18 protein-coding genes and 2 tRNA genes are annotated in these 22,772 nt (G+C 64.3%); 14 read left to right on the top strand and 6 right to left on the bottom strand.

Annotated elements, in window-relative coordinates:
• Positions 1-175 precede the first annotated feature (175 nt).
• From pstC to phoR, 6 genes are all read left to right on the top strand, one after another.
• Complete coding sequence (gene pstC / locus ACYP5B_RS36285) at positions 176-1,141, top strand: phosphate ABC transporter permease PstC (RefSeq protein WP_400096470.1); 966 nt, start codon at positions 176-178, stop codon at positions 1,139-1,141.
• Positions 1,142-1,152: 11 nt separating this feature from the next.
• Complete coding sequence (gene pstA, locus ACYP5B_RS36280) at positions 1,153-2,040, top strand: phosphate ABC transporter permease PstA (RefSeq protein WP_440938105.1); 888 nt, start codon at positions 1,153-1,155, stop codon at positions 2,038-2,040.
• A 53-nt stretch (positions 2,041-2,093) separates the two neighbouring features.
• Positions 2,094-2,882, top strand: a complete 789-nt coding sequence (pstB, locus tag ACYP5B_RS36275) for a phosphate ABC transporter ATP-binding protein PstB (protein ID WP_020202891.1) — start codon at positions 2,094-2,096, stop codon at positions 2,880-2,882.
• A gap of 55 nt (positions 2,883-2,937) precedes the next feature.
• The gene (gene phoU / locus ACYP5B_RS36270) at positions 2,938-3,642 is read left to right on the top strand and encodes a phosphate signaling complex protein PhoU (protein WP_318231129.1); all 705 of its coding nucleotides are present in this window, start codon (positions 2,938-2,940) and stop codon (positions 3,640-3,642) included.
• A gap of 23 nt (positions 3,643-3,665) precedes the next feature.
• Positions 3,666-4,373 (top strand): phosphate regulon transcriptional regulator PhoB, encoded by a 708-nt coding sequence (gene phoB, locus ACYP5B_RS36265; protein ID WP_043347578.1) that lies wholly within the window; start codon positions 3,666-3,668, stop codon positions 4,371-4,373.
• Positions 4,374-4,522: 149 nt separating this feature from the next.
• Positions 4,523-5,866, top strand: a complete 1,344-nt coding sequence (gene phoR, locus ACYP5B_RS36260; RefSeq protein WP_459572842.1) for a phosphate regulon sensor histidine kinase PhoR — start codon at positions 4,523-4,525, stop codon at positions 5,864-5,866.
• A 67-nt stretch (positions 5,867-5,933) separates the two neighbouring features.
• Here phoR and ppk1 read toward each other — a convergent pair whose 3' ends face one another.
• The gene (gene ppk1 / locus ACYP5B_RS36255) at positions 5,934-8,057 is read right to left on the bottom strand and encodes a polyphosphate kinase 1 (RefSeq protein WP_400096473.1); all 2,124 of its coding nucleotides are present in this window, start codon (positions 8,055-8,057) and stop codon (positions 5,934-5,936) included.
• 145 nt (positions 8,058-8,202) lie between these two features.
• Here ppk1 and ppx point away from each other — a divergent pair, with 145 nt between their 5' ends.
• Positions 8,203-9,735 carry an exopolyphosphatase gene (gene ppx, locus ACYP5B_RS36250; protein WP_400096474.1) on the top strand — a complete coding sequence of 511 codons (1,533 nt, stop codon included), beginning with the start codon at positions 8,203-8,205 and terminating at the stop codon, positions 9,733-9,735.
• An 83-nt stretch (positions 9,736-9,818) separates the two neighbouring features.
• Here the strand turns inward: ppx and ACYP5B_RS36245 are convergent, their stop codons facing one another.
• From ACYP5B_RS36245 to ACYP5B_RS36230, 4 genes are all read right to left on the bottom strand, one after another.
• Positions 9,819-10,673, bottom strand: a complete 855-nt coding sequence (locus tag ACYP5B_RS36245; protein WP_082054896.1) for a GNAT family N-acetyltransferase — start codon at positions 10,671-10,673, stop codon at positions 9,819-9,821.
• A gap of 139 nt (positions 10,674-10,812) precedes the next feature.
• On the bottom strand, positions 10,813-11,289 hold the full coding sequence (locus tag ACYP5B_RS36240) for a SixA phosphatase family protein (protein ID WP_400096475.1): 477 nt from the start codon (positions 11,287-11,289) through the stop codon (positions 10,813-10,815).
• A gap of 390 nt (positions 11,290-11,679) precedes the next feature.
• Positions 11,680-11,901: a translation initiation factor IF-1 gene (gene infA / locus ACYP5B_RS36235; protein ID WP_006157708.1), complete on the bottom strand. Its 222-nt coding sequence runs from the start codon at positions 11,899-11,901 to the stop codon at positions 11,680-11,682.
• Positions 11,902-12,676: 775 nt separating this feature from the next.
• Positions 12,677-12,753 (bottom strand) — tRNA-Pro (locus tag ACYP5B_RS36230).
• A 399-nt stretch (positions 12,754-13,152) separates the two neighbouring features.
• Between ACYP5B_RS36230 and ACYP5B_RS36225 the strand changes: the two genes are divergently transcribed.
• The 3 genes from ACYP5B_RS36225 (at position 13,153) to ACYP5B_RS36215 (ending at position 15,645) form a co-directional block, all read left to right on the top strand.
• Positions 13,153-14,370 (top strand): GGDEF domain-containing protein, encoded by a 1,218-nt coding sequence (locus ACYP5B_RS36225; RefSeq protein ID WP_459572841.1) that lies wholly within the window; start codon positions 13,153-13,155, stop codon positions 14,368-14,370.
• 128 nt (positions 14,371-14,498) lie between these two features.
• A tRNA-Arg gene (locus ACYP5B_RS36220) sits at positions 14,499-14,575 on the top strand.
• Between the two features lie 182 nt (positions 14,576-14,757).
• A complete protein-coding gene (locus ACYP5B_RS36215) occupies positions 14,758-15,645 on the top strand; it encodes an alpha/beta hydrolase (RefSeq protein WP_459572840.1) in 888 nt (295 codons plus the stop codon).
• Positions 15,646-15,749: 104 nt separating this feature from the next.
• Here ACYP5B_RS36215 and fabI read toward each other — a convergent pair whose 3' ends face one another.
• The gene (gene fabI, locus ACYP5B_RS36210; protein ID WP_318231122.1) at positions 15,750-16,538 is read right to left on the bottom strand and encodes an enoyl-ACP reductase FabI; all 789 of its coding nucleotides are present in this window, start codon (positions 16,536-16,538) and stop codon (positions 15,750-15,752) included.
• A gap of 238 nt (positions 16,539-16,776) precedes the next feature.
• Here fabI and ACYP5B_RS36205 point away from each other — a divergent pair, with 238 nt between their 5' ends.
• From ACYP5B_RS36205 to ACYP5B_RS36190, 4 genes are read left to right on the top strand one after another with little or no spacing between them, the layout of a single operon-like run.
• A complete protein-coding gene (locus tag ACYP5B_RS36205; RefSeq protein WP_400096478.1) occupies positions 16,777-18,657 on the top strand; it encodes an extracellular solute-binding protein in 1,881 nt (626 codons plus the stop codon).
• An 18-nt stretch (positions 18,658-18,675) separates the two neighbouring features.
• Positions 18,676-19,728, top strand: coding sequence for a microcin C ABC transporter permease YejB (locus tag ACYP5B_RS36200; RefSeq protein WP_150983328.1), 1,053 nt, complete (start codon positions 18,676-18,678; stop codon positions 19,726-19,728).
• Positions 19,725-20,852 carry an ABC transporter permease gene (locus ACYP5B_RS36195; protein WP_400096479.1) on the top strand — a complete coding sequence of 376 codons (1,128 nt, stop codon included), beginning with the start codon at positions 19,725-19,727 and terminating at the stop codon, positions 20,850-20,852. The genes ACYP5B_RS36200 and ACYP5B_RS36195 overlap by 4 nt, the downstream gene beginning before the upstream one ends.
• A 50-nt stretch (positions 20,853-20,902) precedes the next feature.
• Entirely contained in the window at positions 20,903-22,594 is a 1,692-nt protein-coding gene (locus ACYP5B_RS36190; RefSeq protein ID WP_400096487.1) for an ABC transporter ATP-binding protein, read from the top strand.
• Positions 22,595-22,772: the final 178 nt, after the last annotated feature.

Below are 22,772 nucleotides of genomic sequence, written 5' to 3'. Positions count from 1 at the left end.
GCCCACCGCGGTAGCGGCATTGAAGACAGCAAGGCAGTAGAAGCAGTAGTAGAGAAGCAGCGCAGCAAACGCGGCAATCCGCGCGGGCAGCACGACGCAATGCGATGGGCCCATCGGCCCCGAGCGATCGGCACGGCCGGCGAGCCGCCAACTAAACGAATTCCAATACCACATCATGGCGACTACATCCGATCAATCCGCAGTGCGGCCGCCTAGCCGTACCGGTGACATCCTGTTTGGTGGCCTGACGCGCGGCGCCGCCATCGTGACCCTGCTGCTGCTTGGCGGCATCATCGTGTCACTCGCAATCAGCGCATGGCCTTCCATCGAGGCCTTCGGCCTGCGCTTCCTGTGGACCGCCGAGTGGGATCCACCCGCGGACGTCTATGGCGCGCTGGTGCCGATCTACGGCACCATCGTCACCTCCCTGATCGCCCTGATCATTGCGGTGCCCATCAGCTTTGGCATCGCGCTGTTCCTGACCGAGCTGTCGCCGGCCTGGCTGCGCCGCCCGCTCGGCACCGCGATCGAATTGCTGGCCGCCGTGCCCTCGATCGTCTATGGCATGTGGGGCCTGCTGGTGTTCTCGCCGATCTTCGGCGAGTACTTCCAGAAGCCGCTGGCCGCCACCGTGGGCCAGGTGCCGCTGATCGGCAAGCTGTTCCAGGGCGCGCCGCTGGGCATCGGCCTGCTGTGCGCCGGCGTGATCCTGGCCATCATGATCATTCCCTACATCGCTTCGGTGATGCGCGACGTGTTCGAAGTCACCCCGGTGCTGCTCAAGGAATCCGCCTATGGCGTGGGCTGCACCACCTGGGAAGTGATGTGGCGCGTGGTGCTGCCCTTCACCCGTGCCGGGGTGATCGGCGGCGTGATGCTGGGCCTGGGTCGTGCGCTGGGCGAGACCATGGCGGTCACCTTCGTGATCGGCAATACCAACCTGCTGGACAATGCCTCGCTGTTCTCGCCGGGCAACAGCATCACCTCGGCGCTGGCCAATGAATTCGCCGAAGCCGGCGCCGGCCTGCATACCGCCGCGCTGATGGAACTTGGCCTGATCCTGTTCTTCATCACTTTCGTGGTCCTGGCGCTGTCGAAGATCCTGCTGCTGCGCCTGGCCAAGAGCGAGGGCGCAAAATGAGCCAAGCCGCGATGACTTCCTCCTCTTCCTCGATTCCGGCTGTGAGCCCAGATGCGGATGCCATGCGCACGCGCCTGCAGGCACGCCGCCGCCGCACCAATTTCTATGCGCTGACCGCATCGCTGGGCGCCATGGCGTTCGGCCTGTTCTGGCTGGCCTGGATCCTGTGGACCACCATCTCGCTGGGAGTGGGTGGCCTGTCGATGGACCTGTTCACGCAAATGACGCCGGCGCCGAATACCGCCGGCGGCGGCCTTGCCAATGCCATTTACGGCAGCTTCGTCATGGTTGGCCTCGCCACGCTGTGCGGAACGCCCCTGGGCATCCTGGCCGGCATCTACCTGGCCGAGTACGGCAAGACTTCGCCGCTGGCAAGCTTCATCCGCTTTATCAACGACATCCTGCTGTCGGCGCCGTCGATCGTGATCGGCCTGTTCGTCTACGCGCTGGTGGTGACCCGCATGGGGCACTTCTCCGCCTGGGCCGGGATCTGCGCGCTGGCGTTGCTGCAGATTCCGATCGTGGTGCGCACGACCGAGAACATGCTGAACCTGGTCCCGAACGCGCTGCGTGAAGCGGCCTTCGCGCTGGGCACGCCCAAGTGGAAGATGGTGCTGTCGATCACGGTGAAGTCGTCGTACGCAGGCATCGTCACCGGCGTGCTGCTGGCGGTCGCGCGTATTGCCGGCGAGACCGCGCCGCTGCTGTTCACGGCCTTGTCCAACCAGTTCTGGACCAGCGACCTGAACAAGCCGATGGCGAACCTGCCGGTGACCATCTTCCGCTTCGCCATGAGCCCGTTTGTCGAGTGGCAGCAACTGGCCTGGGCCGGCGTGTTCTTGATTACCGTTGGCGTGCTGGCGCTCAATATCCTGGCACGCATGCTGTTCAAGAAATGACCGGCAGCGCGATAGCCGCACGGCATTCCCGAAATTCTTTGCGAGAGACGAGCATGACCTCGACCGTCATCGACATTCCCGACACGACCCGCGCCAAGATCGACGTGCGCAACCTGAACTTCTACTACGGCCAGTTCCATGCGTTGAAGAACGTCAACATGTCGATTCCCGAGCGCAAGGTGACGGCCTTTATCGGCCCGTCCGGCTGCGGCAAGTCGACCCTGTTGCGCACCTTCAACAAGATGTACGCGCTCTACCCGGAGCAGCGTGCCGAGGGCGAGATCAACATGGATGGCGACAACCTGCTGACCGCCAAGCAGGACATCGCCCTGTTGCGCGCCAAGGTTGGCATGGTGTTCCAGAAGCCCACGCCGTTCCCCATGTCGATCTATGACAACATTGCCTTTGGCGTGCGCCTGTTCGAGAAGCTGTCGCGCTCGGAGATGGACGACCGCGTGGAGTGGGCACTGTCCAAGGCGGCGCTGTGGAACGAAGTCAAGGACAAGCTCAACCAGTCGGGCTACGGCTTGTCCGGTGGCCAGCAGCAGCGCCTGTGCATCGCGCGTGGCATCGCCATCCGCCCCGAAGTCCTGTTGCTGGATGAACCGTGCTCCGCACTCGACCCGATCTCGACGGGCCGGATCGAAGAACTGATCGCCGAGCTCAAGGACGACTACACGGTGGTGATCGTCACGCACAATATGCAGCAAGCCGCGCGCTGCTCGGACTACACCGCCTATATGTACCTGGGTGAACTGATCGAATTCGGCGAGACCGAGAAGATCTTCATCAAGCCGCATCGCAAGGAAACGGAAGACTACATCACCGGCCGTTTCGGCTGATTGAGCGTTAAGCACATAACGCATAGCATACGAATAGAGCGGCTAGGAGAGCAACATGTCTGACAAGCATCTGTCGACCCAATTCGACGCCGACCTCAACGCCATCAGCACGAAACTGCTGCAGATGGGCGGTCTGGTCGAGTCGCAGATCGAAAACGCCATGCGGGCGCTTTCGGAGTTCGACGCGGGCCTGGCCGACCAGGTCATCGCGCGCGAGCATCACCTGAATGCCCTGGAACTCGAGATCGATGCCGATTGCGGCAACATCATCGCGCGCCGGCAACCGACCGCGCGCGACCTGCGCCTGGTGATGGCGATTTCCAAGACCATCACCAACCTGGAACGCGCGGGCGACGAGGCGGAGAAAATCGCCAAGCGCACCAAGCACATCATGGAAGACGCGGGCGCCCACCAGATCAATTATTCCGAGGTGAAGCTCTCGGGCGAGATGGCCATCGCGCTGCTGCGCCAGGCACTCGATGCCTTTGCGCGCCTGGACACCGTGGCTGCCGCCCGGATCGTCAAGGACGACAAGGCCATCGACGACGAATTCCGTGCGTTCGTGCGCAAGCTCATCACCTATATGATGGAAGACCCCCGCACGATCTCGGTCGCGCTGGATTTCCTCTTTATCGCCAAGGCGATCGAGCGCATTGGCGACCACGCCAAGAACATCGCTGAATTCATCATCTACATCGTCAAGGGAACCGACGTCCGCCACGCCTCGCGTGAGGACATGGAGCGCGAAGCGCTGAGTTAAGGCGCCACCGCGGAGAAAATTACATGCCAAGCAGCATTCTTGTTGTCGAAGACGAACCCGCGATTGCCGAACTGATCGCGGTCAACCTGCAACACGCGGGACATTATCCGATCCGGGCCTATAACGCCGAGCAGGCGCTGTCGCTGATGAGCGACGTGCTGCCCGACCTGGTGCTGCTCGACTGGATGCTCCCGGGCAAGTCGGGAGCAACCTTCGCCAAGGAACTGCGCAATAACGACCGCACCAAGCAGATTCCGATCATCATGCTCACCGCGCGCAGCGAAGAGCAGGACAAGGTGCTGGGGCTCGAGGCCGGCGCGGACGACTACGTCACCAAGCCGTTCTCGCCCAAGGAACTGCTGGCCCGCATCAAGGCCGTGCTGCGCCGCCGCGCCCCGCAACTGACCGACGACGTCGTTGCCATCAATGGCCTGCGCCTTGACCCGGCCACGCATCGGGTCACCGGCCAGGACGAATCCGGCCTGATCAAGCTGGACCTCGGTCCTACCGAGTTCCGTTTGCTGCACTTCCTGATGACGCATCCGGAGCGCGTCCACAGCCGTTCGCAGTTGCTGGACCAGGTTTGGGGCGATCACGTGTTCGTGGAAGAGCGGACCGTCGACGTGCATATCAAGCGCTTGCGCGCCGCGCTGACCCCCGGCGGCTACAGCAACATGATCGAGACGGTGCGCGGCAGCGGCTACCGCCTGGCGCGCGCGCCCAGCCACTGATACCCGGCTTGCCACGCCGTCGCCGGCGTGGCGCCTGTTTGCCTGCGAGTCGCTTGCCAGTCGCCTGTTGCTTGCTTGTTGCCCGTTTCGTGGCACACTCCACCGCATTCCATGCGGTCTTGCCGCCTGCCTGACCTTCTCACTTCTTCATGAACGTCATCTGGGCCCGTTCGGCGGCCATCCTGATTCTCCTGGCCCTGGCTTCGGCCGGGCTGTACTTCGTCCTTGGTCCCGTGCCTGCGCTGGCCGTGCTGTGCGTCGGGTTGCTGGGGCATCTGCTCTACTACATCTACCAGATCAACCGGCTTTGGAAAGTGCTGGATGCGCCTGCCTACGGCGAGATTCCCAGCGCGCTGGGGCTGTGGGGCGAGGTGTATTACCGCCTGCATCGCCTGGTCAAGCGCTGGCGCACCCAGGTGCTGCAGGTCGAGCAGCAACATACCCGCTTTATCCAGGCCATCCAGGCGTCGCCCAATGGCGTGCTGATGCTCGACGATGCCGACCAGATCGAATGGTGCAACGATGTCGCCGAGCAGCATGTTGGCCTCAATGCGCGTCGGGACGTGCGCCAGCGCATCACCCACCTGATCCGGCGGCCGGAATTCGTCCAGTACCTGCACTTGCAGCGTTTCGATGAGCCGCTGGTGATGCGCGACATGGGCGAGCACAAGCGCAGCGTGATCGCCGTGCAGATCCTGCCTTACGGGGATAACCGCAAGCTGGTGCTCACGCACGACATCACCAAGGTGGAGAACACCGAGGCGATGCGCCGGGATTTCGTCGCCAACGTCTCGCACGAACTGAAGACACCGCTGACGGTGCTGACCGGCTTCCTGGAAACGGTGCGCGACCTGCCGGTGTCGGAGCAGGATCGCAACCGCTACCTCGACATGATGCTGGTGCAGTCCATGCGCATGCAGCACCTGGTCGAGGACTTGCTGGTTCTGGCCAAGCTGGAAAGCGACGAGCAGCCGCCGAGCCTGGACCGGATCAACATGGCCGAACTCGTTGCGCACCTTGTGCACGACGCCGAGGCGCTATCGCAGGGCGAGCACCAGATCTCGGCGCAGATCGATCCGGCCGTCATGATCCGCGGTGCGGAGCGTGAACTGCTGTCGGCCTTCGGCAACCTGGTTTCCAACGCGGTGCGCTATACGCCGGAGGGTGGGCGCATCAGCATCGCGCTGACGTACGAGAACGAGCACGCCATTTTCTCGGTCACCGATACGGGTCTGGGCATCGCCGCTGACCATATCCCGCGCCTCACCGAGCGCTTCTACCGGGTCGACCGCAGCCGTTCGCGCGATACCGGCGGCACTGGCCTGGGGCTCGCCATCGTCAAGCATGTGCTGTCGCGCCACCATGCCGACCTGCGCATCACCAGCGAAGTGGGGCGCGGCAGCGTGTTCCGCGTGGTATTCCCGGGCGATCGCAGCGGCTATTTGCCTAGCGCCTTGCCTCAGCCTGGCCAGTCGCCGCAGAAGGCGGCCTGACCCGCGCTCGCTCGCGGCGTTGTGCATGGCACGGCGCACGCGAGGCGCGCCGTGCCGATTCCAACCCTCAGGCGCTGCCGAACAGGGCCAGCAGGTCGTTCTGGCTGACGTGCGGCTGCTTGGACTTGGTGTGCTTGCGGGTGTAGCTGCCGTCGAGTTGCATGGTCCATGCGGAGGCATTGTCGTGCAGATGCACCCGCAGGCTCTCCTTGATGACCCGCGCCTTCAGTACCTTGTCCAGCACCGGGAATGCCACCTCGACGCGACGGAACAGGTTGCGGTCCATCCAGTCCGCACTGGACAGGTAGACCACCTCCGCACCGTCGGCCAAGAAGTAATAGACGCGGTGATGCTCGAGGAAGCGCCCGACGATGGAGCGCACCGTGATGTGCTCCGACAGGCCCGGCACTCCCGGGCGCAGCGCGCACACCCCACGGATGATCAGGTCGATCTTCACGCCGGCGCGCGACGCCTTGTACAGCTCGTCGATGATCGATGGCTCCAGCAGCGCATTCATCTTGGCCATGATGCGGGCGGGCTTGCCGGCGCGGGCGTTGCGGGCCTCCGCGCGGATATGCTCCACCAGGTTGCTCTGCATGGTGAATGGCGACTGCCACAGGTGATTCAGGCGGATGGTGCCCGCGGTACCCGTGAGCAACTGGAACACGTGCTGGACGTCCTCGCAGATCTGCTCGTTGGCGGTGAGCAGGCCAAAGTCGGTGTACAGCCGTGCGGTGCGCGGATGATAGTTGCCGGTGCCCAGGTGCGCGTAGCGGCGCAGCTTGAACTGCTTGCTCTTGGCGCTATCCAGTTCGCGCCGCACCATCAGCAGCATCTTGGCATGGCACTTGTGGCCAACCACGCCGTAGACCACATGCGCGCCGGCGGATTCGAGCCGCTCGGCCCAGTTGATATTGGTTTCCTCGTCAAAACGCGCCAGCAGTTCCACCACCACCGTGACTTCCTTGCCGTTGCGCGCCGCGGTCATCAGCGCCTCCATCACCGGCGACTCGTTGCCGGTGCGGTAGACCGTCTGCTTGATGGCTACCACGGCAGGATCGACGGCGGCCTGCTGCAGCAGGTCGAGCACCGAGCTAAAGCTCTCGTAAGGATGGTGCAGCAGCACGTCCTGCTGGCGGATCGCGTCGAACATCGAAGCGCCGGGCACAAACACCTTGACCGGCGCCGGCACGTGCGGCGGGTACTTGAGGGCAGGGCGGTCGACGAGGTCGGGGATCTGCATCAGTCGCACCAGGTTGACCGGGCCGCTTACGCGGTACACGTCCTGCTCGCCCAGGCCGGATTCGAGCAGCAGGCGGCGTGCCATGGCCGGGGGGGTGTCGGCCGAAATCTCCAGGCGCACGGTGTCGCCGAAGTGGCGGGTCGGCAGTTCGCCCTGCAGTGCTTCGCGCAGGTCCGTGATATCGTCCTCTGACACGAACAGGTCAGAGTTGCGGGTGACGCGGAACTGATAGCAGCCGTTGACCTTGATAGCGGGGAACAGCTCATGCACGAACCCTTGCATGAAGGACGACAGCAGCACAAAGCCGTAGGGATAGCCGGAGAGCTCCCCGGGCATCCTGACCACGCGCGGCAGCGCGCGGGGCGCCTGCACGATCGCCAGGTCGGCCTCCCGGCCGAAGGCATCCTTGCCCGACAATTCGATGATGAAATTCAGGCTCTTGTTGAGCACCCGCGGGAAGGGGTGGGCCGGGTCCAGCGCGATCGGCGTCAGGACCGGGCCGAGCTCGCGCACGAAGAAGCTGCGCGCCCATTCACGCTGTGCCTCGTTCCAGGTGGGGGCCAGGTGAAAGAACACCCCTTCTTTCTCCAGCAGGGGCAAAATCACGTTTTGCAGCATGTCATACTGCATTGCCACCAGCTTTTGCACGCGTTCCGTGACGATCTGGTATGCCTGCTGCAAGGAAAGGCCGTCGGGCGTGATGCCGGACGGATTGTCACGCATCTGCTCCTTCAAGCCGGCCATGCGGATCTCGAAGAACTCGTCCAGATTGCTTGAAACGATACAGATGAACTTCAGACGTTCGAGCAGTGGCACGTTGGCGTCAGCCGCCTGTGCCATGACTCTCATATTGAATTCCAGAATGCCCATTTCGCGGTTGAGCAGCGTGCCGGGTGGGCTTGTCGACATTGGCATGACCTTCTTTTGGTAATGCGGCGACTTTTTCATAGAATCATGTCAAATTGATGACAATGTGATTTTGTCACGATATAGACATGATAAAGACATATTTTCTATGGTTGGTCGAACCTGACTGCCCGACACCGTTACTTACGCCGCGGCTTGCGGCCTTTACCCACATTCCCCTACCGCGATGAACCAAACCCCTCGCCTGCTGGCCGCCGTCGACATGGGCTCAAACAGCTTCCGCCTGATGATCGGGCGGGTGGACGAAAGCCTGACCGCATCCGGGCCGGCCAGCCAGCTATTCCAGGTCGATGCGCTGCGCGAGCCGGTGCGCCTGGCCGCGGGCCTGACGCCGGACAAATACCTGGACCAGCCGGCGCGCCGGCGCGGCATCGACGCCCTGCGGCGTTTCGGCGACCGCCTGCGCGATTTCTCCCCCGACCAGGTGCGGGCGGTGGCCACCAATACCCTGCGGGTAGCCAAGAACGCTTCGGAATTCCTGATCGAGGCCGAGCATGCGCTGGGATTCCCGATTGAAGTGATTGCCGGGCGCGAGGAAGCGCGGCTGATCTACCTGGGCGCTTCGCACGATGCGCCGGCCTGCGCGGGCAACCGGCTGGTGGTCGATATCGGTGGCGGCTCGACCGAGTTCATCATCGGCACCGGCTACACGTCCAAGCTGATGGAGAGCCTCTACATCGGCTGCGTCTCGCACAGCCGCCAGTTCTTCCCCAGCGGCAACGTCGACGACTACGCGATGAAGCAGGCGGAACTGGCCGCGCGCAGGGAGATCCAGGTGCTGGTGCGCCAGTACCGCGCTGCCGGCTGGCAGCAGGCGGTGGGTTCGTCGGGCACGGCGCGCGCGCTGGCCGAGCTGATCGAGCTCAACGGCATGAACGACAACCCGGCCGAGCACGGCATCACCCGCGAAGGGCTGGAGCGCCTCAAGCGCGCGCTGGTCAAGGCGGAGAACGCCAACAGGGTCAAGCTGGTGGGCCTGAAGGCGGATCGCATCCCCGTGCTGCCCGGTGGCCTGTCGATCATGCTCGGCGTGTTCGCCGAGCTCGACCTCGATCGCATGGACGTCACCGACGGCGCGCTGCGCCTGGGCGTGCTGTACGACCTGCTGGGCCGCACGCATCACGAGGACATGCGCACCATCACCGTTGATCAGTTCATGCGCCGCTATGGAGTCGACCGCGCGCAGGCCCAGCGCGTGCGCCAGGCCGCGCTGGGCTTGCTGGCGCAGTTTCCCGAGCCGCGCAATGAGCGCCGCGACGACAACCTGGCGCTGCTGGGCTGGGCCGGCGGGCTGCACGAGATCGGCATGACCATCTCGCACAGTGGCTACCACAAGCACTCGGCTTATATCGCCACGCACGCCGACATGCCGGGCTTCTCAAAGACCGACCAGGCACGGCTGGCGACCCTGCTGCTTGGGCATGCCGGCAAGCTCGGCAAGCTCTCCGGCAGTGGCAAGTTCCTCGATTGGCGGATGCTCTTCAGCCTGCGCCTGGCGTTCGTGCTGTGCCGGCGCCGCGCCGACGAGCCGTTGCCCGAGATCACCGTGGGCCAGCGCTCGGATGCGCTGGACGAAGGCTTCGAGGTGCGCCTGCCGAAGGCGTGGATCGAGGCCAACCCGCTGGTCGAGTACAGCCTGGCGCAGGAAGCCGACGAGTGGGAACGCATCGGCAAGCGCTACAAGGTGGTGTACGCCTAAGCAAAGCGCGGGGGCAGCCGGATGGCTGCCCCCGTTTCGACAAGCGGCTCAGACCAAAACAGGCGGCGAGCGCCCGTGCAGGCTCAGGCGTCGCGGTTCAGGCCAAGGAAGTGGCGCGCATAGCGGGGGTTCATGTCGTTGACGCGCAGCAGCGTGAGGAAGTCTGCCACGTTGAAGTCGGGATCCCACGCCGGCATGCCGCAAATGCGCGCGCCTAGCCGCAGGTAACCCTTGATCAGCGCCGGCGGCTCTACGTCCAGCGTCTGGTTGAGCTCATCGATCGGCAGGGGCAGGCGCGGGAATGCGTGGTACTCGATCGGCGCCAGGGCGCGCTCGGCAAAGACCCGGTAGAGGCTGGCCGCGTAGTGGCCGCCATCGCTCATCGGCACGCTCGCGCATCCCAGCATCGACTCGATGCCCCAGCGCTGCAGATACTCGCCCAGGCCGCCCCAAAGCGCCATGATCACGCTGCCCGAGCGGTAGTCGCGGTGCACGCACGAGCGGCCCAGTTCCACCATCTTGGGTTTCAGGTGAGCCAGGCGCACCAGGTCGAATTCCGACTCGGCATAGAGGCAGCCGATGCGCTTGGCCTGGTGGGGTGCCATCACGCGGTAGGTGCCAACGACCTTGAGCGTGGCCGTATCGCGCACGATCAGGTGATCGCAGTAGGCGTCGAACATATCCACGTCAAGTTCAGGCCTCGACGGGTTTAGCCTGGCGCCCATTTCTTCGGCGAAGACCTTGTAGCGCAGGCGCTGCGCTTCTTCTACTTCATCCTGGTGGCGCGCCCACGCCACGCTGAAAGCAGGCTGGTCATGCGCTTGTTCATGTGCTTGTGCAGGTTGCTGGCGATGAAGACGCCTCCGCGCCGAATGGCCTGAGAGGCCACTGGGCAGGGAATCGAACAACGGCTGGGTGGGCGTCGGGAGCTCTCGCATCAGTATGTCCTTTCGGTGACGAAACTGTTGCGGTTGAATGTAGAGAGGGCAGGTGACAGTGCCGTGAAGCCGTCGTGACGGTTCCGTGACGGCGGCCCGGAAAGCCGGGCCGCGCGGGTGCGGGGTGCAAAAAAAAATGCTAGAGAAATTCCGGATTGATGACAGCGCGCAACACTACCTGCGATTCGCTTTCGCGCGTGCGTCCCGACAGCCACCAGATGCCGCTCTTGCGCACGCTCCAGTTCATTTCCGAGCCCGCCAGCAACAGGCTGGCAAGCCGGCCAAGCCAAGGCTGGTGGCCGACGAGCACGGTGTGCTCGGCGCCTTGGGGCCAGTCGATCGCGGCTAGCACCGAGCTGACATCGGCGCTCGGGGCAAGCTCGGGCAATACCTCAGCGTTCTCCCACAGGGCAGCGGCGGTCTCGCGGGTGCGCAGGGCGGGGCTGCAGACCACCCGCGTCCCGGGAGGCAGGTGGCTGCGCAACCAGGCTGCGGAGGCATCCGCCTGCTTATGCCCGCGTCTGGTCAGGGGGCGTTGCAGGTCGGCATTGCGGGAAAAGCCAAGCGCGCCAGACAACTCCTCGGCTTCGGCATGACGCCACAGGATCAGGTTCATGAGAGCAGTGTGCTCAAGCTAATGGGAAAAGGGATGTTTCGAGTATGGCCACGCGCTCAGGTGCGTGCAAGACGGGCAAACACCGGGCGGGCATGCAGCATGGCACGGCTGAATGACGCGTATGTGGCGAGCCATGCATGCCGGAAGCAGTGGCAACCTGGGATGAAACGAGAGGGCAGCAACGGCAGGCAAGCCACCGGCATCGACCAGAACGCCAGGCCTGAGGCATCAAGATGGAATAGCCATCATGATTATTTCAGTGGAATCGTTCCTGTCGATGCTTGCTGGTGGCAATGGCCAGATGTTTCCCAGGGCGGGACCGCGGCGATGCGGTGCCCTGGAGCGCGGTTTAGCGCAACGCTCGCCGGCGGCGACGAGCGTGGAAGAAGATCAGACTTTATGGCGGAAGTTAATGCGGCCCTTCGTCAGATCGTAGGGCGACATTTCCAGCGTCACGCGGTCACCGGCCAGAATGCGGATGCGGTGCTTCTGCATCTTGCCCGAGGCATAGGCCCAGATTTCCACGCCGTTTTCCAGCGTCACGCGGTAACGGTTGTCCGGCAGGGCTTCCGAGACAACACCGCCAAATTCGATAAGTTCTTCCTTAGCCAATCTTCTTCCTTTACGGCAGCCTTGGGCTGCATGAATTTAGGTAAATCCGGTGAGACGAGCGCCGGCAGGCTGCCTGCATGCTCGCGAGGTCCGGGTGCCAGCAGTGACAAGCGCCGGCTTGCTTGGTTGCGCCTTGAAGTTGCGGGAGGCAAGCTGACCCGGACCGGCACGGCAAAAAAAGCGCGTGCAAAAAAGGTCCACGTTAGGGAATCGCCAGGGGGCGCGTCAGTGCCCGGCCGATTGCCTTGCCGGTTGCGGCCCAAGCTAATGCGGCCGTGCTACCGTGATAGGCGCGGGGGCAATGAAGCGGGCAAGATGTTCCCGGTGACTTGCCGAACTGCGCTGCGAACTGCGCTGCGCAGTTCGCTGAATACTGCGCTGCAGTGTGATGGCTGCGTTCCTCGGCAAGGGCGCCCGGTTACAGGGCATGCTGCATAAACCCCGGGCTAACGCGCGATTATATCATGGGTGTGCATTTGAGGCGTGGCGCGCGCGCTCGCCCTACCCGGAACGGCGGCGAAAACACGAGAAAAAATGCCCGCCGCCGGGTGGGTTGCGGGCTAAAAAGTGGTGTGGGCGGTTCGCGGACCCGCCCGGTGCCAGTGTGGGCGTTTCAAGCGTGCAGGGCATCCCATATTCATGGCATTGCCATTGGGTTGCTGCGCCGCAATGAAAGCAGGGTGGCCGCGGCGGCCAGAACAGGCCCGGACAAAATGAGGCGACAAAAAAAGGCTTAGACCCTACGGTCTAAGCCTTTGATCTTGTTGCTAAATACTGGTCGGGGCGACATGATTCGAACATGCGACCCTCTGATCCCAAATCAGATGCGCTACCAGGCTGCGCTACGCCCCGAAGCGTCGGATTGTAGCCCGGCGGCAGGGCCAGGGTCAAATTTTACTTTTGCATCGGCCAAGCGAAGCGCCGGCCGGTGTGGGCATCGTCGCTGGGTTTGATGGATAGAAGGGTTCGCTTGACTTGGTCGCAAGCGCTGACATAATCCGCACACCGCAGCGGCCAGGCCCTGCGCCCGGTCAGGCGCAGAGGCAATCCGGGCCGCTGGCGGGACTGGCGCCGAACATGAGAATAAGAGTGCCCTCGCCACGATCGCGAGGCCCAGCCCCTGTCCGCCGGGGCGCATGAAGACGGTCAGAAGCTTAAAAAGAAAGTATGGCGAAAACCTCGGGTCCGCGCGGGTCCCGGGGCGCATGGTGGCGTGACGGAACGCCGCCTGCCAAGTTGGACGGGGAAATCATGTTTCAGTCACAGGTTAGTGTGCTGGTCGCGGGCCTATTCGGGCTGCAGATGGCGGTGGTGTTCGCAGTCTTGCAGCGCGCACCCGGCATGGGCCGCGCCGGTTTGAATTCTTGGGTGGCGGGTGCGTTGCTGGTCACCGCAGCCACCGTCTTGCTCGCTGCGCAGGACTATCTGCCGGAATGGCTTACGCTCAATCTGGTGGATCTGGCCATGACGGCGGCCTTGTCCTTGATGGTCTATGGCACGCGCCGCTTCTTCGGCAAGCGCGGGGGCGCGCTTGCGCTCTGCCTGCTGAACCTGGCGGTACTGGCCAATGCCGCCTACTTCGATTGGGCGGGCGTGTCGCCGAAGGAGCCGGCGCTCGTCTTTATCCTGGCCAATATCTATCTTCCGCTGGGATTGCTGCGTGTAGTGGCGCCGCAAATGCGCGCCAAGCGCGGCACCGGCCGCCTGGCAGCGCTGTCGCTTGGGCTGATCGCGCTCGCTTGCGCGGCCATGGGCCTCTATCAAGCCATCGACCTCACGCTGCTGCCCGCTGGCCTTGCCTGGCTGGCCAAGCTGCCGCCCCGGGAATCGTTCACCATCCTGCATGCCTTTGGCATTGTCAGCCTGGCCGTGAGCTTCGCGCTGCTTGCCCACGATAGCCTGCGCCGGCGTCTGGAGCGCCGTGCCAGCTATGACGACCTGACCGACGTACTGTCGCGCGGACCCTACTGGGAGGCGCTGGAAGAGGCCTGCAAGCAGGCGGACCGCCAGCAACGACCGCTGACAGTGGCGTTCATCGACCTGGATCATTTCAAGGCCATCAACGATCTCTACGGCCATCTGGCCGGCGACAGCGTGTTGCGCCATTTCAGCGGCCTGCTGCGCAGGACCGTGCGCGCGGACGATTTCGTCGGCCGGCTGGGCGGGGAAGAGTTTGGCATCGTGATGCCCGGCACCGCGCTGGACCAGGGCAGGGCGATCAGCCTGCGCCTGAGCGCGCTGGTGCGCACCACCCCATGTCCATCCGAGCCGGATGCGATTTCTTACACGGTAAGCATCGGCATGGCCGAGCGGCTGCCGGGAGAGGGGGCGGATACGCTCATGCGCCGTGCCGACAATGCCCTCTACGATGCCAAGACCATGGGGCGCAACTGTGTGTCCACGCAGCCCATTGAACGGCTTGCCGGCATGGCGACGCCGCCGCGGATGCGGATTTCGCAGGCATCTTGAGCCGGGCTGTATCAGGCAGCGTGCCGACGCGGTAGGATCAGACGCGGGGCTGAGGTAGAATACCGGGCTTCGCATGCTAAGCGTTCAGCAGCATGCCAAGCCTTCAGCATTTCAGCAGTTCCTCCTGTCCGCCCTTAGCTCAGTTGGATAGAGCACTCGCCTTCTAAGCGAGCGGTCACACGTTCGAATCGTGTAGGGCGGACCATTTTCACCCCCGCATTCCCCATCGCCCATAGCCTCCGGTGCTTCCAGAACCGGCATCGCATCGCGAACATCGCGGATGCGCCGCCGCTGGCCGCCAGTCCGGACTAAGATTTCGGGGCTGGCCGTGGTCTTTGTTTTTGTCACGGCGCCTTTCCCGAGGCCATTTTCCGTATTCCCATTCCCATGGCGAAGTCCACCCCAGGCGCTGGCAGGAAGCTCCGTTACTGGCTGGCCGGCGGCGCCTGCCTGCTGATGCTGGCTGCCGTTGCCCGCCATGCCTTGTTCCTGGCGGTCGAGGAGGACGTGTTCGAGCCCAAGCCGGCCGGCGCGGCCGACGCGATGACGCCGGACCGCCTGGGCGTCGCGTCGCGCCAGTTCGCGTTTGCCAGTGGCGAGCGCATGTTGCGCGCCTCTTGCGTCCTGGCGCAGGGCGGTGATGCGCCCGCCGTGCTGATCTACCACGGCGACGAGGAAAACCTGTCCGACTGGGCCAGCGCGCAGGCGCTGCTCTACCGCAACGGGATCTCGTCCTGCGTGTTCGACTACAGCGGCTACGGCGCCAGCGGCGGCAAGCCCCGCGTGGTCAACCTGCATGAGGACGGCTTGGCTGCGTATGGACAGTTCCTCGCCATGACGCCGCGGGCCAGCCGGCGCTATGTGATGGGCTTTTCACTGGGATCCGGGGTGCTGCTGGATGTGATCTCCGCCTTGCGCCCGGCGCCCGCGGGCCTTGTGATTGCCGCAGGCTTCACGTCCGCGCGCGAGGCGGCGGTGGTGACGGGGCGGGTGCCGGCGTGGATCGCCAGGCTGCTTCCTGAGCCGTGGGACAACGAGGATCAGCTGCGAAAATCGATGCTGCCGCTGCTGCTTGTGCACAGCCGCGCGGACGAGGTGATTCCCTTCGCGCATGCCGAACGGCTGGAGCGCGCTGCCGGCGGCCCCAGCCGGCTGGTGGCGCTGCCGGCGCTGCCGCACGATGCGGCGATCCAGCCGGAGCGGCAGGACGCGTTCTGGGCGCCCATCGTCGCTTATCTGCGCTCGGGCCGCCTGGCCGGGCAGGGTGCCGAATAGGCTGCGCGCGCTGTGCCGACGGGCGGGCACTAAAAAGGGGCGTCGGCCAAAGCCGTACGCCCCATTATTGCGATGGCCGCCACGAGAGGCGGCCGTGCCGGGATTTACACTTCTTCCGGCAGGCTCGCGCCCACCGTATTGAAGCCGGCGTCCACGTAGGTGATCTCGCCGGTCACGCCGCTGGACAGGTCCGACAGCAGGAAGGCGGCCACGTTGCCGACCTCGTCGATGGTCACATTGCGGCGCAGCGGCGCTGCCTCTTCGATGTGGCCCAGCAGCTTGCCGAAGCCCTTGATGCCGGAAGCGGCCAGGGTCTTGATCGGGCCGGCGGAAATGCCATTGGCGCGAATGCCGCGCGGGCCCACCGAGGCGGCCAGGTAGCGCACGCTGGCTTCCAGCGATGCCTTGGCCAGGCCCATGGTGTTGTAGTTCGGGACCACGCGTTGCGCGCCGAGGTAGGTCAGCGTCAGCAGCGAGGCCTTGTCCGACAGCATGGGCAAGGCGGCCTTGGCCAGCGCGGGGAAGCTGTAGGCGGAGATGTCGTGCGCCACGCGGAAGGATTCGCGCGAGAGGCCTTCCAGGAAGTCGCCGGCGATGGCCTCGCGCGGAGCGAAGCCGATCGAATGCACCAGGCCATCGAGCTTGTCCCAGCTCTGGCCGAGCGCGGCGAAGGTGGCGGCGATCTGCTCGTCGCTGCCAACGTCGCATTCGAATACCAGGCTGCTGCCGAATTCCTTGGCAAAGTCGTTGATGCGGTCCTTGAACCGCTCGCCGACATAGGTGAATGCGAGCTCGGCGCCTTCGCGCTTGCAGGCCGTTGCGATGCCGTAGGCGATCGAGCGGTTGGACAGCAAGCCGGTGATCAGGATTCGCTTACCTGCGAGAAATCCCATAACTTCTCCAATGATCTTCGAGATGGACGGGCACGTTTCGTGCAATGGCGTCCGGGTTGCGGCGCGCACCGCGCGGCGGCTGCTTTGCAGCAGGCTGACGACCGGCAAGACGGCGGTGCCGCGTACTGGAATGTCCGGATGGCTGGATGCCAGCCGAACCCATGTAAAATTGTCTCATAACTTGACCGCGCCGCCGAAGGCTGCGGACTATCCGATTCAGGTGGAGGACCCAGACCGGATGCATATTCGCGCACGTAGACCGCTTCAGGCGGCATGGCAGCGCTTCCGCACATTTGCGGCGCTGGGCTGTGGATTAGTAGCCCTGTGTACCGCGGGTTTTCCCTTGTCAGCCGGAGCCGCCCATGGCTTCGCACAATATGGCGGCCTCAAGTATCCCGCCGACTTCACCCATTTCGATTACGCCAACCCGGACGCGCCGCGCGGCGGCACGCTGACGCTCGCGAACCCGGACCGCCGCACCAGCTTCGACAAGTTCAATCCGTTCACGCTCAAGGGTACCTCCGCCCCGGGCGTGAATGCGCTGATGTTCGAGTCGCTGCTGATTGCCAGCAGCGATGAAACCGCCAGCGCCTATGGCTTGCTGGCGGAAGACGTGACCGTGGCGCCGGACGAACTGTCCGTTACCTTCCGCATCCGGGCGCAGGCGCGCTTCAGCAACGGCGATCCGGTGCTGGCCAGCGACGTCAAGTACTCCTACGACATGCTGATGAGCAAGGCATCCAGCCCCGGCTACCGCAGCATGTGCACGGATGTGAAGGCCGTCACGGTGGTGGACCCGCGCACGGTGCGGTTCGATTTCAAGCAGCGCAATATCGAGCTGCCGCTGATTGTCGGCTCCTTGCCGGTGTTCTCGAAGAAATGGACCGCCACGGTATCGTTCGACAAGCTGACCTTCGAGGATCCGGTGACCAGCGGGCCCTACCTGATCGAGCGCTACGATGCCGGGCGCGGCATCACCTTCAAGCGCGACCCGTCGTATTGGGGCAAGGACCTGGCGGTGCGGCGCGGTACCTTCAACTTCGACCGGGTGGTCTATCGCCTGTACAAGGACGAGACCGCCAAGCTCGAAGCCTTCAAGGCGGGCGAGTTCGATGCCATCGTCGAGTACAAGGCCAAGAGCTGGGCCAAGAGCTATGAGGGCAAGCGCTTTTCCAACGGCGAACTGCTCAAGACCGATTTTCCGCACCGCAACGGAGCCGGCATGCAGGGCTTCGTCATGAACATGCGCAAGCCGATGTTCCAGGACGTGCGGGTGCGGCAAGCCCTGATCCTGGCGCTGGATTTCGAGTGGCTCAACCGCCAGCTGTTCTATGGCGCGTATCGCCGCCTCGATAGCTGGTTTTCCAACAGCGAGCTGGCCGCCAGTGCCACGTTCGACGGCCGGCCCGGCCCCGGCGAGCTGGAACTGCTGGAGCCGATGCGCGCGCAGCTCGCGCCCGAGGTGTTCGGTCCCATCGTCTCGCAGCCCGCCACCAATCCGCCGCGTTCGCTGCGGGACAACCTGCGCGATGCGCGCCGGCTGCTGGCGCAGGCCGGCTGGACGTACGAGGATGGTGCGCTGCGCAATGCCAAGGGCGAGCCCTTCGTCTTCGAGTTCCTGGACGACGGCGGCGCCATGAGCCGCGTCATCACCACCTACGTGCGCAACCTGGAAAAGCTGGGCATCGAGGTGAACCAGCGCACCACCGATTTCGCGCTGTACCAGAAGCGGCTTGAAGACTTCGACTTCGACATGGTGTCGATCCGTTTCCCGGATTCGCAGAGCCCCGGCAACGAGCTGCGCGACCGCTTCAACAGCGAGGCGGCCGGCACGCCCGGATCCGACAATCTGTTTGGCCTGAAATCGCCGGCGATCGACCGCTTGGTGGACAATGTCCTGCACGCCCATACTCGCGAAGAACTGGTCAACGCCGGGCGGGCACTGGACCGCGTGCTGATGCACGGCTACTACATCGTGCCCAACTGGTATAGCGCGTCGCATCGGGTGGCCTACCGGAAGGAGCTGATCTATCCGCAGCGCCTGCCGTACTACTACACGGCCGAAGGCTGGATCCTGAGCAACTGGTGGCGCGCCGACACCAAGCCGGCCGCTCAATAAGCGCGACAAGGAAACAAAATGCTCGCCTATCTGCTCAAGCGCGTACTGCTGATGATACCGACCCTGCTCGGCGTCATCACGCTGACGTTCGCGGTGATCCAGTTCGTGCCGGGAGGGCCGGTCGAACAAATGATGCTGGAGCTCAAGGGACGGGGCGGCGGTGGCGGGGAGGCCAGTGGCGGCGGTGCCGAATATCGCGGCCGGCGCGGCGTGGACCCCGACAAGATCAAGGAGATCCAGGCCCTGTACGGCTTCGACAAGCCGCCGCTGGAGCGCTATTTCATGATGCTCAAGCGCTTCGCCCAGTTTGACCTGGGACAGAGCTATTTCCAGCACCGCAGCGTGTGGGAACTGGTGAAGTCGAAGATGCCGGTCTCGGTCAGCCTGGGTCTGTGGACCTTCTTCCTGACCTACCTGATATCGGTGCCGCTCGGGATCTCCAAGGCGATCCGGGCGGGCAGCCGCTTCGATGTCGTGACCAGCATGGTGGTGCTGGTGGGCTATGCCATTCCCGGCTTCGTGCTGGGCGTGTTGCTGCTGGTGCTGTTCGGGGGCGGCACCTTCGTGCAGTGGTTCCCGTTGCGCGGCCTCACGTCGGATAACTGGGACCAGCTCACGCTGATGGGCAAGGTGATGGATTACCTGTGGCACCTGGTGCTGCCGATCACCGCCTCGGTGGTGGGTAGCTTCGCCGTGGTCACCATGCTGACCAAGAACGCGTTCCTGGAAGAGATCCGCAAGCAGTACGTCCTGACCGCTCGCGCCAAGGGGCTGGCGGAGCGGCGCGTGCTATGGAAGCACGTTTTCCGTAACGCGCTGATTCCACTCGTGACCGGTTTCCCGGCGGCCTTCATCGGTGCTTTCTTCACCGGCTCGCTGCTGATCGAAACCTTGTTCTCGCTTGACGGGCTCGGCCTGCTGTCCTACGAGGCCGTGTTGCGGCGGGACTATCCTGTCGTGCTGGGCACGCTCTACCTGTTCACCCTGATCGGCCTGGTGACGCGGCTGATCTCCGACGTTTGCTATGTGATGGTCGACCCGCGCATCCACTTCGAGGCGGTGCACCGATGAAATTCAGCTCGCGCACGCTCCCCAATGGGCTGCCGCATTCCCCGTCGCCGCGCCAGCGCGCCTGGCAACGCTTTCGCCGCAATCGCCTGGGCTACTGGAGCCTGATCCTGTTCGTCGCCATTTTCCTGCTGAGCATGGTCGCCGAGACCTTGTCCAGCGACCGGCCGCTGGTGGTGAAGTACAAGGGTGAGTGGTATTTCCCCATCGTCAAGACCTACGCCGAGAGCACGTTCGACGGGGACTTTCCCACCAAGGCTGACTATCTCGATCCGTTTATCCGCGACCGCATCACCAGCAACGGCAATTTCGCGATCTTCCCGCCCAACCGGTACTCATACGACTCGATCAACTATTTCTCCAAGGAGCCCAACCCGGCGCCGCCTTCGGCGGAGAACTGGCTGGGCACCGACGATCGCGGGCGCGATGTGCTGGCGCGGCTGCTCTATGGGTTCCGCGTCTCGGTGCTGTTCAGCCTGGCGCTGACGTTGATCGGCGTGGTGATCGGCACCTTGACGGGCGCCCTGATGGGATTCTTCGGCGGGCGCTTCGACCTGATCTCGCAGCGTGCCATCGAGATCTGGAGCTCGATGCCCGAGCTCTACCTGCTGATCATCTTCGCCTCGATCTTCACGCCGAGCCTGGCGCTGCTGATCATCCTGCTTTCGCTGTTCGGCTGGATGGGTCTGTCCGACTATGTTCGCGCCGAGTTCTATCGCAACCGCTCGCTTGACTACGTCAAGGCGGCGCGGGCGCTGGGACTGTCCAATGTACAGATCATGTGGCGCCATATCCTGCCCAACAGCCTGACGCCGGTCATCACCTTCCTGCCATTCCGCATGAGCGCTGCCATCCTGGCCCTGACCAGCCTCGACTTCCTCGGCCTGGGCGTGCCGCCTACCACGCCGAGCCTGGGCGAGCTGCTGGCGCAGGGCAAGGCCAACCTCGATGCCTGGTGGATTTCCTTGTCGACCTTTGCCGTGCTGGTGGTGACGCTATTGCTGCTGACGTTCATGGGCGACGCGCTGCGCGACGCCTTCGATACGCGCCTGGGCCTGGCCCAGCTGCGCGGCCGTGTAGAGCCGAAGGCGCCGGAGGGTTCGCCCGCGGCCGAGGCGGCGTCATGAGCGCACTGCAACAAGCCACGCAGGCCACGCAGGCTACACAAGCCAGCGCGATGGACCCAACGCAACCCGCGCAAGCCAAAGGCGATGCAGGCGGCCCGCTGATGTGCATCGACCGCTTGTCGGTCACCTTTGGCCATGGCGAGGATGCCACCCGGGCGGTGCGCGATGTCAGCTTCGACCTGCGTGCCGGCGAGCGTTTCGCGCTGGTGGGCGAGTCCGGCTCGGGCAAGACGGTCACGGCGCTGGCCATGCTGCGCCTGGTGGAGGACGCGCGCTACCAGGGCTCGGTGCGCTTCGAGGGGCGCGACCTGCTCAAGGTGTCGGAGCGCGAGATGCGCGGCATCCGCGGCGCCGACATCGCCATGATCTTCCAGGAGCCGATGACCGCACTCAACCCGCTCTACACGATCGGCAACCAGATCGTAGAGACGCTGGCGCTGCATGAGGGCCTGGACCGGCGTGCGGCGCGCGAGCGCGCCATCGCGCTGCTGGAGCGCACGGGCATCAGCGACGCGGCGCACCGTTTCGACAGCTTTCCCCACCAGCTTTCGGGCGGCCAGCGCCAGCGCGCCATGATCGCCATGGCGCTCGCCTGCCGGCCCAAGCTGCTGCTTGCCGACGAGCCCACCACGGCGCTGGACGTCACCATTCGCGTCCAGATCCTGGAGCTGCTGCGCGACCTGCAGGCGGAGTTCGGCATGGCCGTCATGCTGATCACGCACGACCTCAACCTGGTGCGGGCCTTCGCCCAGCGGGTGGGGGTGATGGAGAAGGGCGTGCTGGTCGAGGTGGGCGAGACCGCCACGGTCTTCGCCGCGCCCCAGCACCCGTACACCCGTAAGCTGATCGACAGCCGGCCGCGCCGCGAGGTGCTGCCGCTGGTGCCGCTCGCGCCGGTGTTGCTGGAGGCGCGCGGCTTGTGCGTGAACTATGCGCGCAAGCGCCGCGGCCTGGCCGGGTGGTTTGGCCGTGACCAGTTTGCCGCGGTCAAGGACGTGAATTTTGCGCTGCGCGAGGGTGAGACCATCGGCATCGTGGGCGAGTCGGGCTCCGGCAAGACCACGCTGGCCCATGCCGTGCTGAACCTGCAGCGCCGCGGCGCCGGGGATATCCAGTTCCTGGGCAAGAGCCTGGACGAGGTCTCCCGGCGCGAGCGCAGCACGTTGCGATCGCGCTTGCAGGTGGTGTTCCAGGACCCGTTCGGCTCGCTGTCGCCGCGCATGACCATCGAGCAGATCGTGGGGGAGGGCCTGGCCTTGCACCAGCCGGGCCTGTCGCGCGATGCCATGCGCCAGCGCGTCACCGAGGCGCTGCGCGAGGTAGGCATGGACCGCACTGCCCTGGGGCGGTATCCGCACGAGTTCTCCGGCGGCCAGCGCCAGCGCGTTGCCATCGCGCGCGTGCTGATCCTCAAGCCGCAGGTGCTGGTGCTCGACGAACCCACATCGGCGCTCGACGTGTCCATCCAGCAGCAGGTGCTCGCGCTCCTGTCGCAGCTGCAGCGCAAGTACAACCTGAGCTATCTCTTCATCAGCCACGACCTGGCGGTGATCCGCGCCATGGCGCACCGGGTCATCGTGATGAAGTCCGGCGAGGTGGTCGAGGCGGGGGATACCGAGGCTGTCCTGGGTGCTCCACAGCACGCATACACCCGCAAGCTCATGATCGCGGCCGAAATTGGTGCGAGCGACCCGACGCTGCCACAAATTGGTGCGGCCGAACTCAGGGTGTCACCCGATTGACCTGCGGTTGACATAATCAAACTGAGAAAGCTTCTGCGACTTTCGTCGTATAGCCTTGATTGCAAAGCCTTTTATCTGAATTTTGTAACGAACTTTGACATGTGGATGACAACCTTATACCATCCGGCGAGAACTAATTTCGGGGGTGGTTCGCGCGTCTCTTATGCGTGTGGCGAGT

This window comes from Cupriavidus sp. 8B, assembly GCF_054589115.1.
The sequence above is the reverse complement of the archived record's forward strand: the minus strand, read 5'-3'. Positions and strand labels throughout refer to the sequence as shown.

What these genes read in the sequence shown, in the direction of transcription:
- ACYP5B_RS36205 (WP_400096478.1), top strand. Translation starts at nt 16,777, where the DNA reads ATGCATATTCGCGCACGTAGACCGCTTCAGGCGGCATGGCAGCGCTTC.
- ACYP5B_RS36215 (WP_459572840.1), top strand. Translation starts at nt 14,758, where the DNA reads ATGGCGAAGTCCACCCCAGGCGCTGGCAGGAAGCTCCGTTACTGGCTG.
- ACYP5B_RS36225 (WP_459572841.1), top strand. Translation starts at nt 13,153, where the DNA reads ATGTTTCAGTCACAGGTTAGTGTGCTGGTCGCGGGCCTATTCGGGCTG.
- ACYP5B_RS36200 (WP_150983328.1), top strand. Translation starts at nt 18,676, where the DNA reads ATGCTCGCCTATCTGCTCAAGCGCGTACTGCTGATGATACCGACCCTG.
- ACYP5B_RS36245 (WP_082054896.1), bottom strand. Translation starts at nt 10,673, where the DNA reads ATGCGAGAGCTCCCGACGCCCACCCAGCCGTTGTTCGATTCCCTGCCC.
- ACYP5B_RS36240 (WP_400096475.1), bottom strand. Translation starts at nt 11,289, where the DNA reads ATGAACCTGATCCTGTGGCGTCATGCCGAAGCCGAGGAGTTGTCTGGC.
- pstB (WP_020202891.1), top strand. Translation starts at nt 2,094, where the DNA reads ATGACCTCGACCGTCATCGACATTCCCGACACGACCCGCGCCAAGATC.
- fabI (WP_318231122.1), bottom strand. Translation starts at nt 16,538, where the DNA reads ATGGGATTTCTCGCAGGTAAGCGAATCCTGATCACCGGCTTGCTGTCC.
- phoR (WP_459572842.1), top strand. Translation starts at nt 4,523, where the DNA reads ATGAACGTCATCTGGGCCCGTTCGGCGGCCATCCTGATTCTCCTGGCC.
- phoU (WP_318231129.1), top strand. Translation starts at nt 2,938, where the DNA reads ATGTCTGACAAGCATCTGTCGACCCAATTCGACGCCGACCTCAACGCC.
- pstA (WP_440938105.1), top strand. Translation starts at nt 1,153, where the DNA reads ATGACTTCCTCCTCTTCCTCGATTCCGGCTGTGAGCCCAGATGCGGAT.
- phoB (WP_043347578.1), top strand. Translation starts at nt 3,666, where the DNA reads ATGCCAAGCAGCATTCTTGTTGTCGAAGACGAACCCGCGATTGCCGAA.
- ppx (WP_400096474.1), top strand. Translation starts at nt 8,203, where the DNA reads ATGAACCAAACCCCTCGCCTGCTGGCCGCCGTCGACATGGGCTCAAAC.
- ACYP5B_RS36190 (WP_400096487.1), top strand. Translation starts at nt 20,903, where the DNA reads ATGGACCCAACGCAACCCGCGCAAGCCAAAGGCGATGCAGGCGGCCCG.
- ACYP5B_RS36195 (WP_400096479.1), top strand. Translation starts at nt 19,725, where the DNA reads ATGAAATTCAGCTCGCGCACGCTCCCCAATGGGCTGCCGCATTCCCCG.
- ppk1 (WP_400096473.1), bottom strand. Translation starts at nt 8,057, where the DNA reads ATGAAAAAGTCGCCGCATTACCAAAAGAAGGTCATGCCAATGTCGACA.
- pstC (WP_400096470.1), top strand. Translation starts at nt 176, where the DNA reads ATGGCGACTACATCCGATCAATCCGCAGTGCGGCCGCCTAGCCGTACC.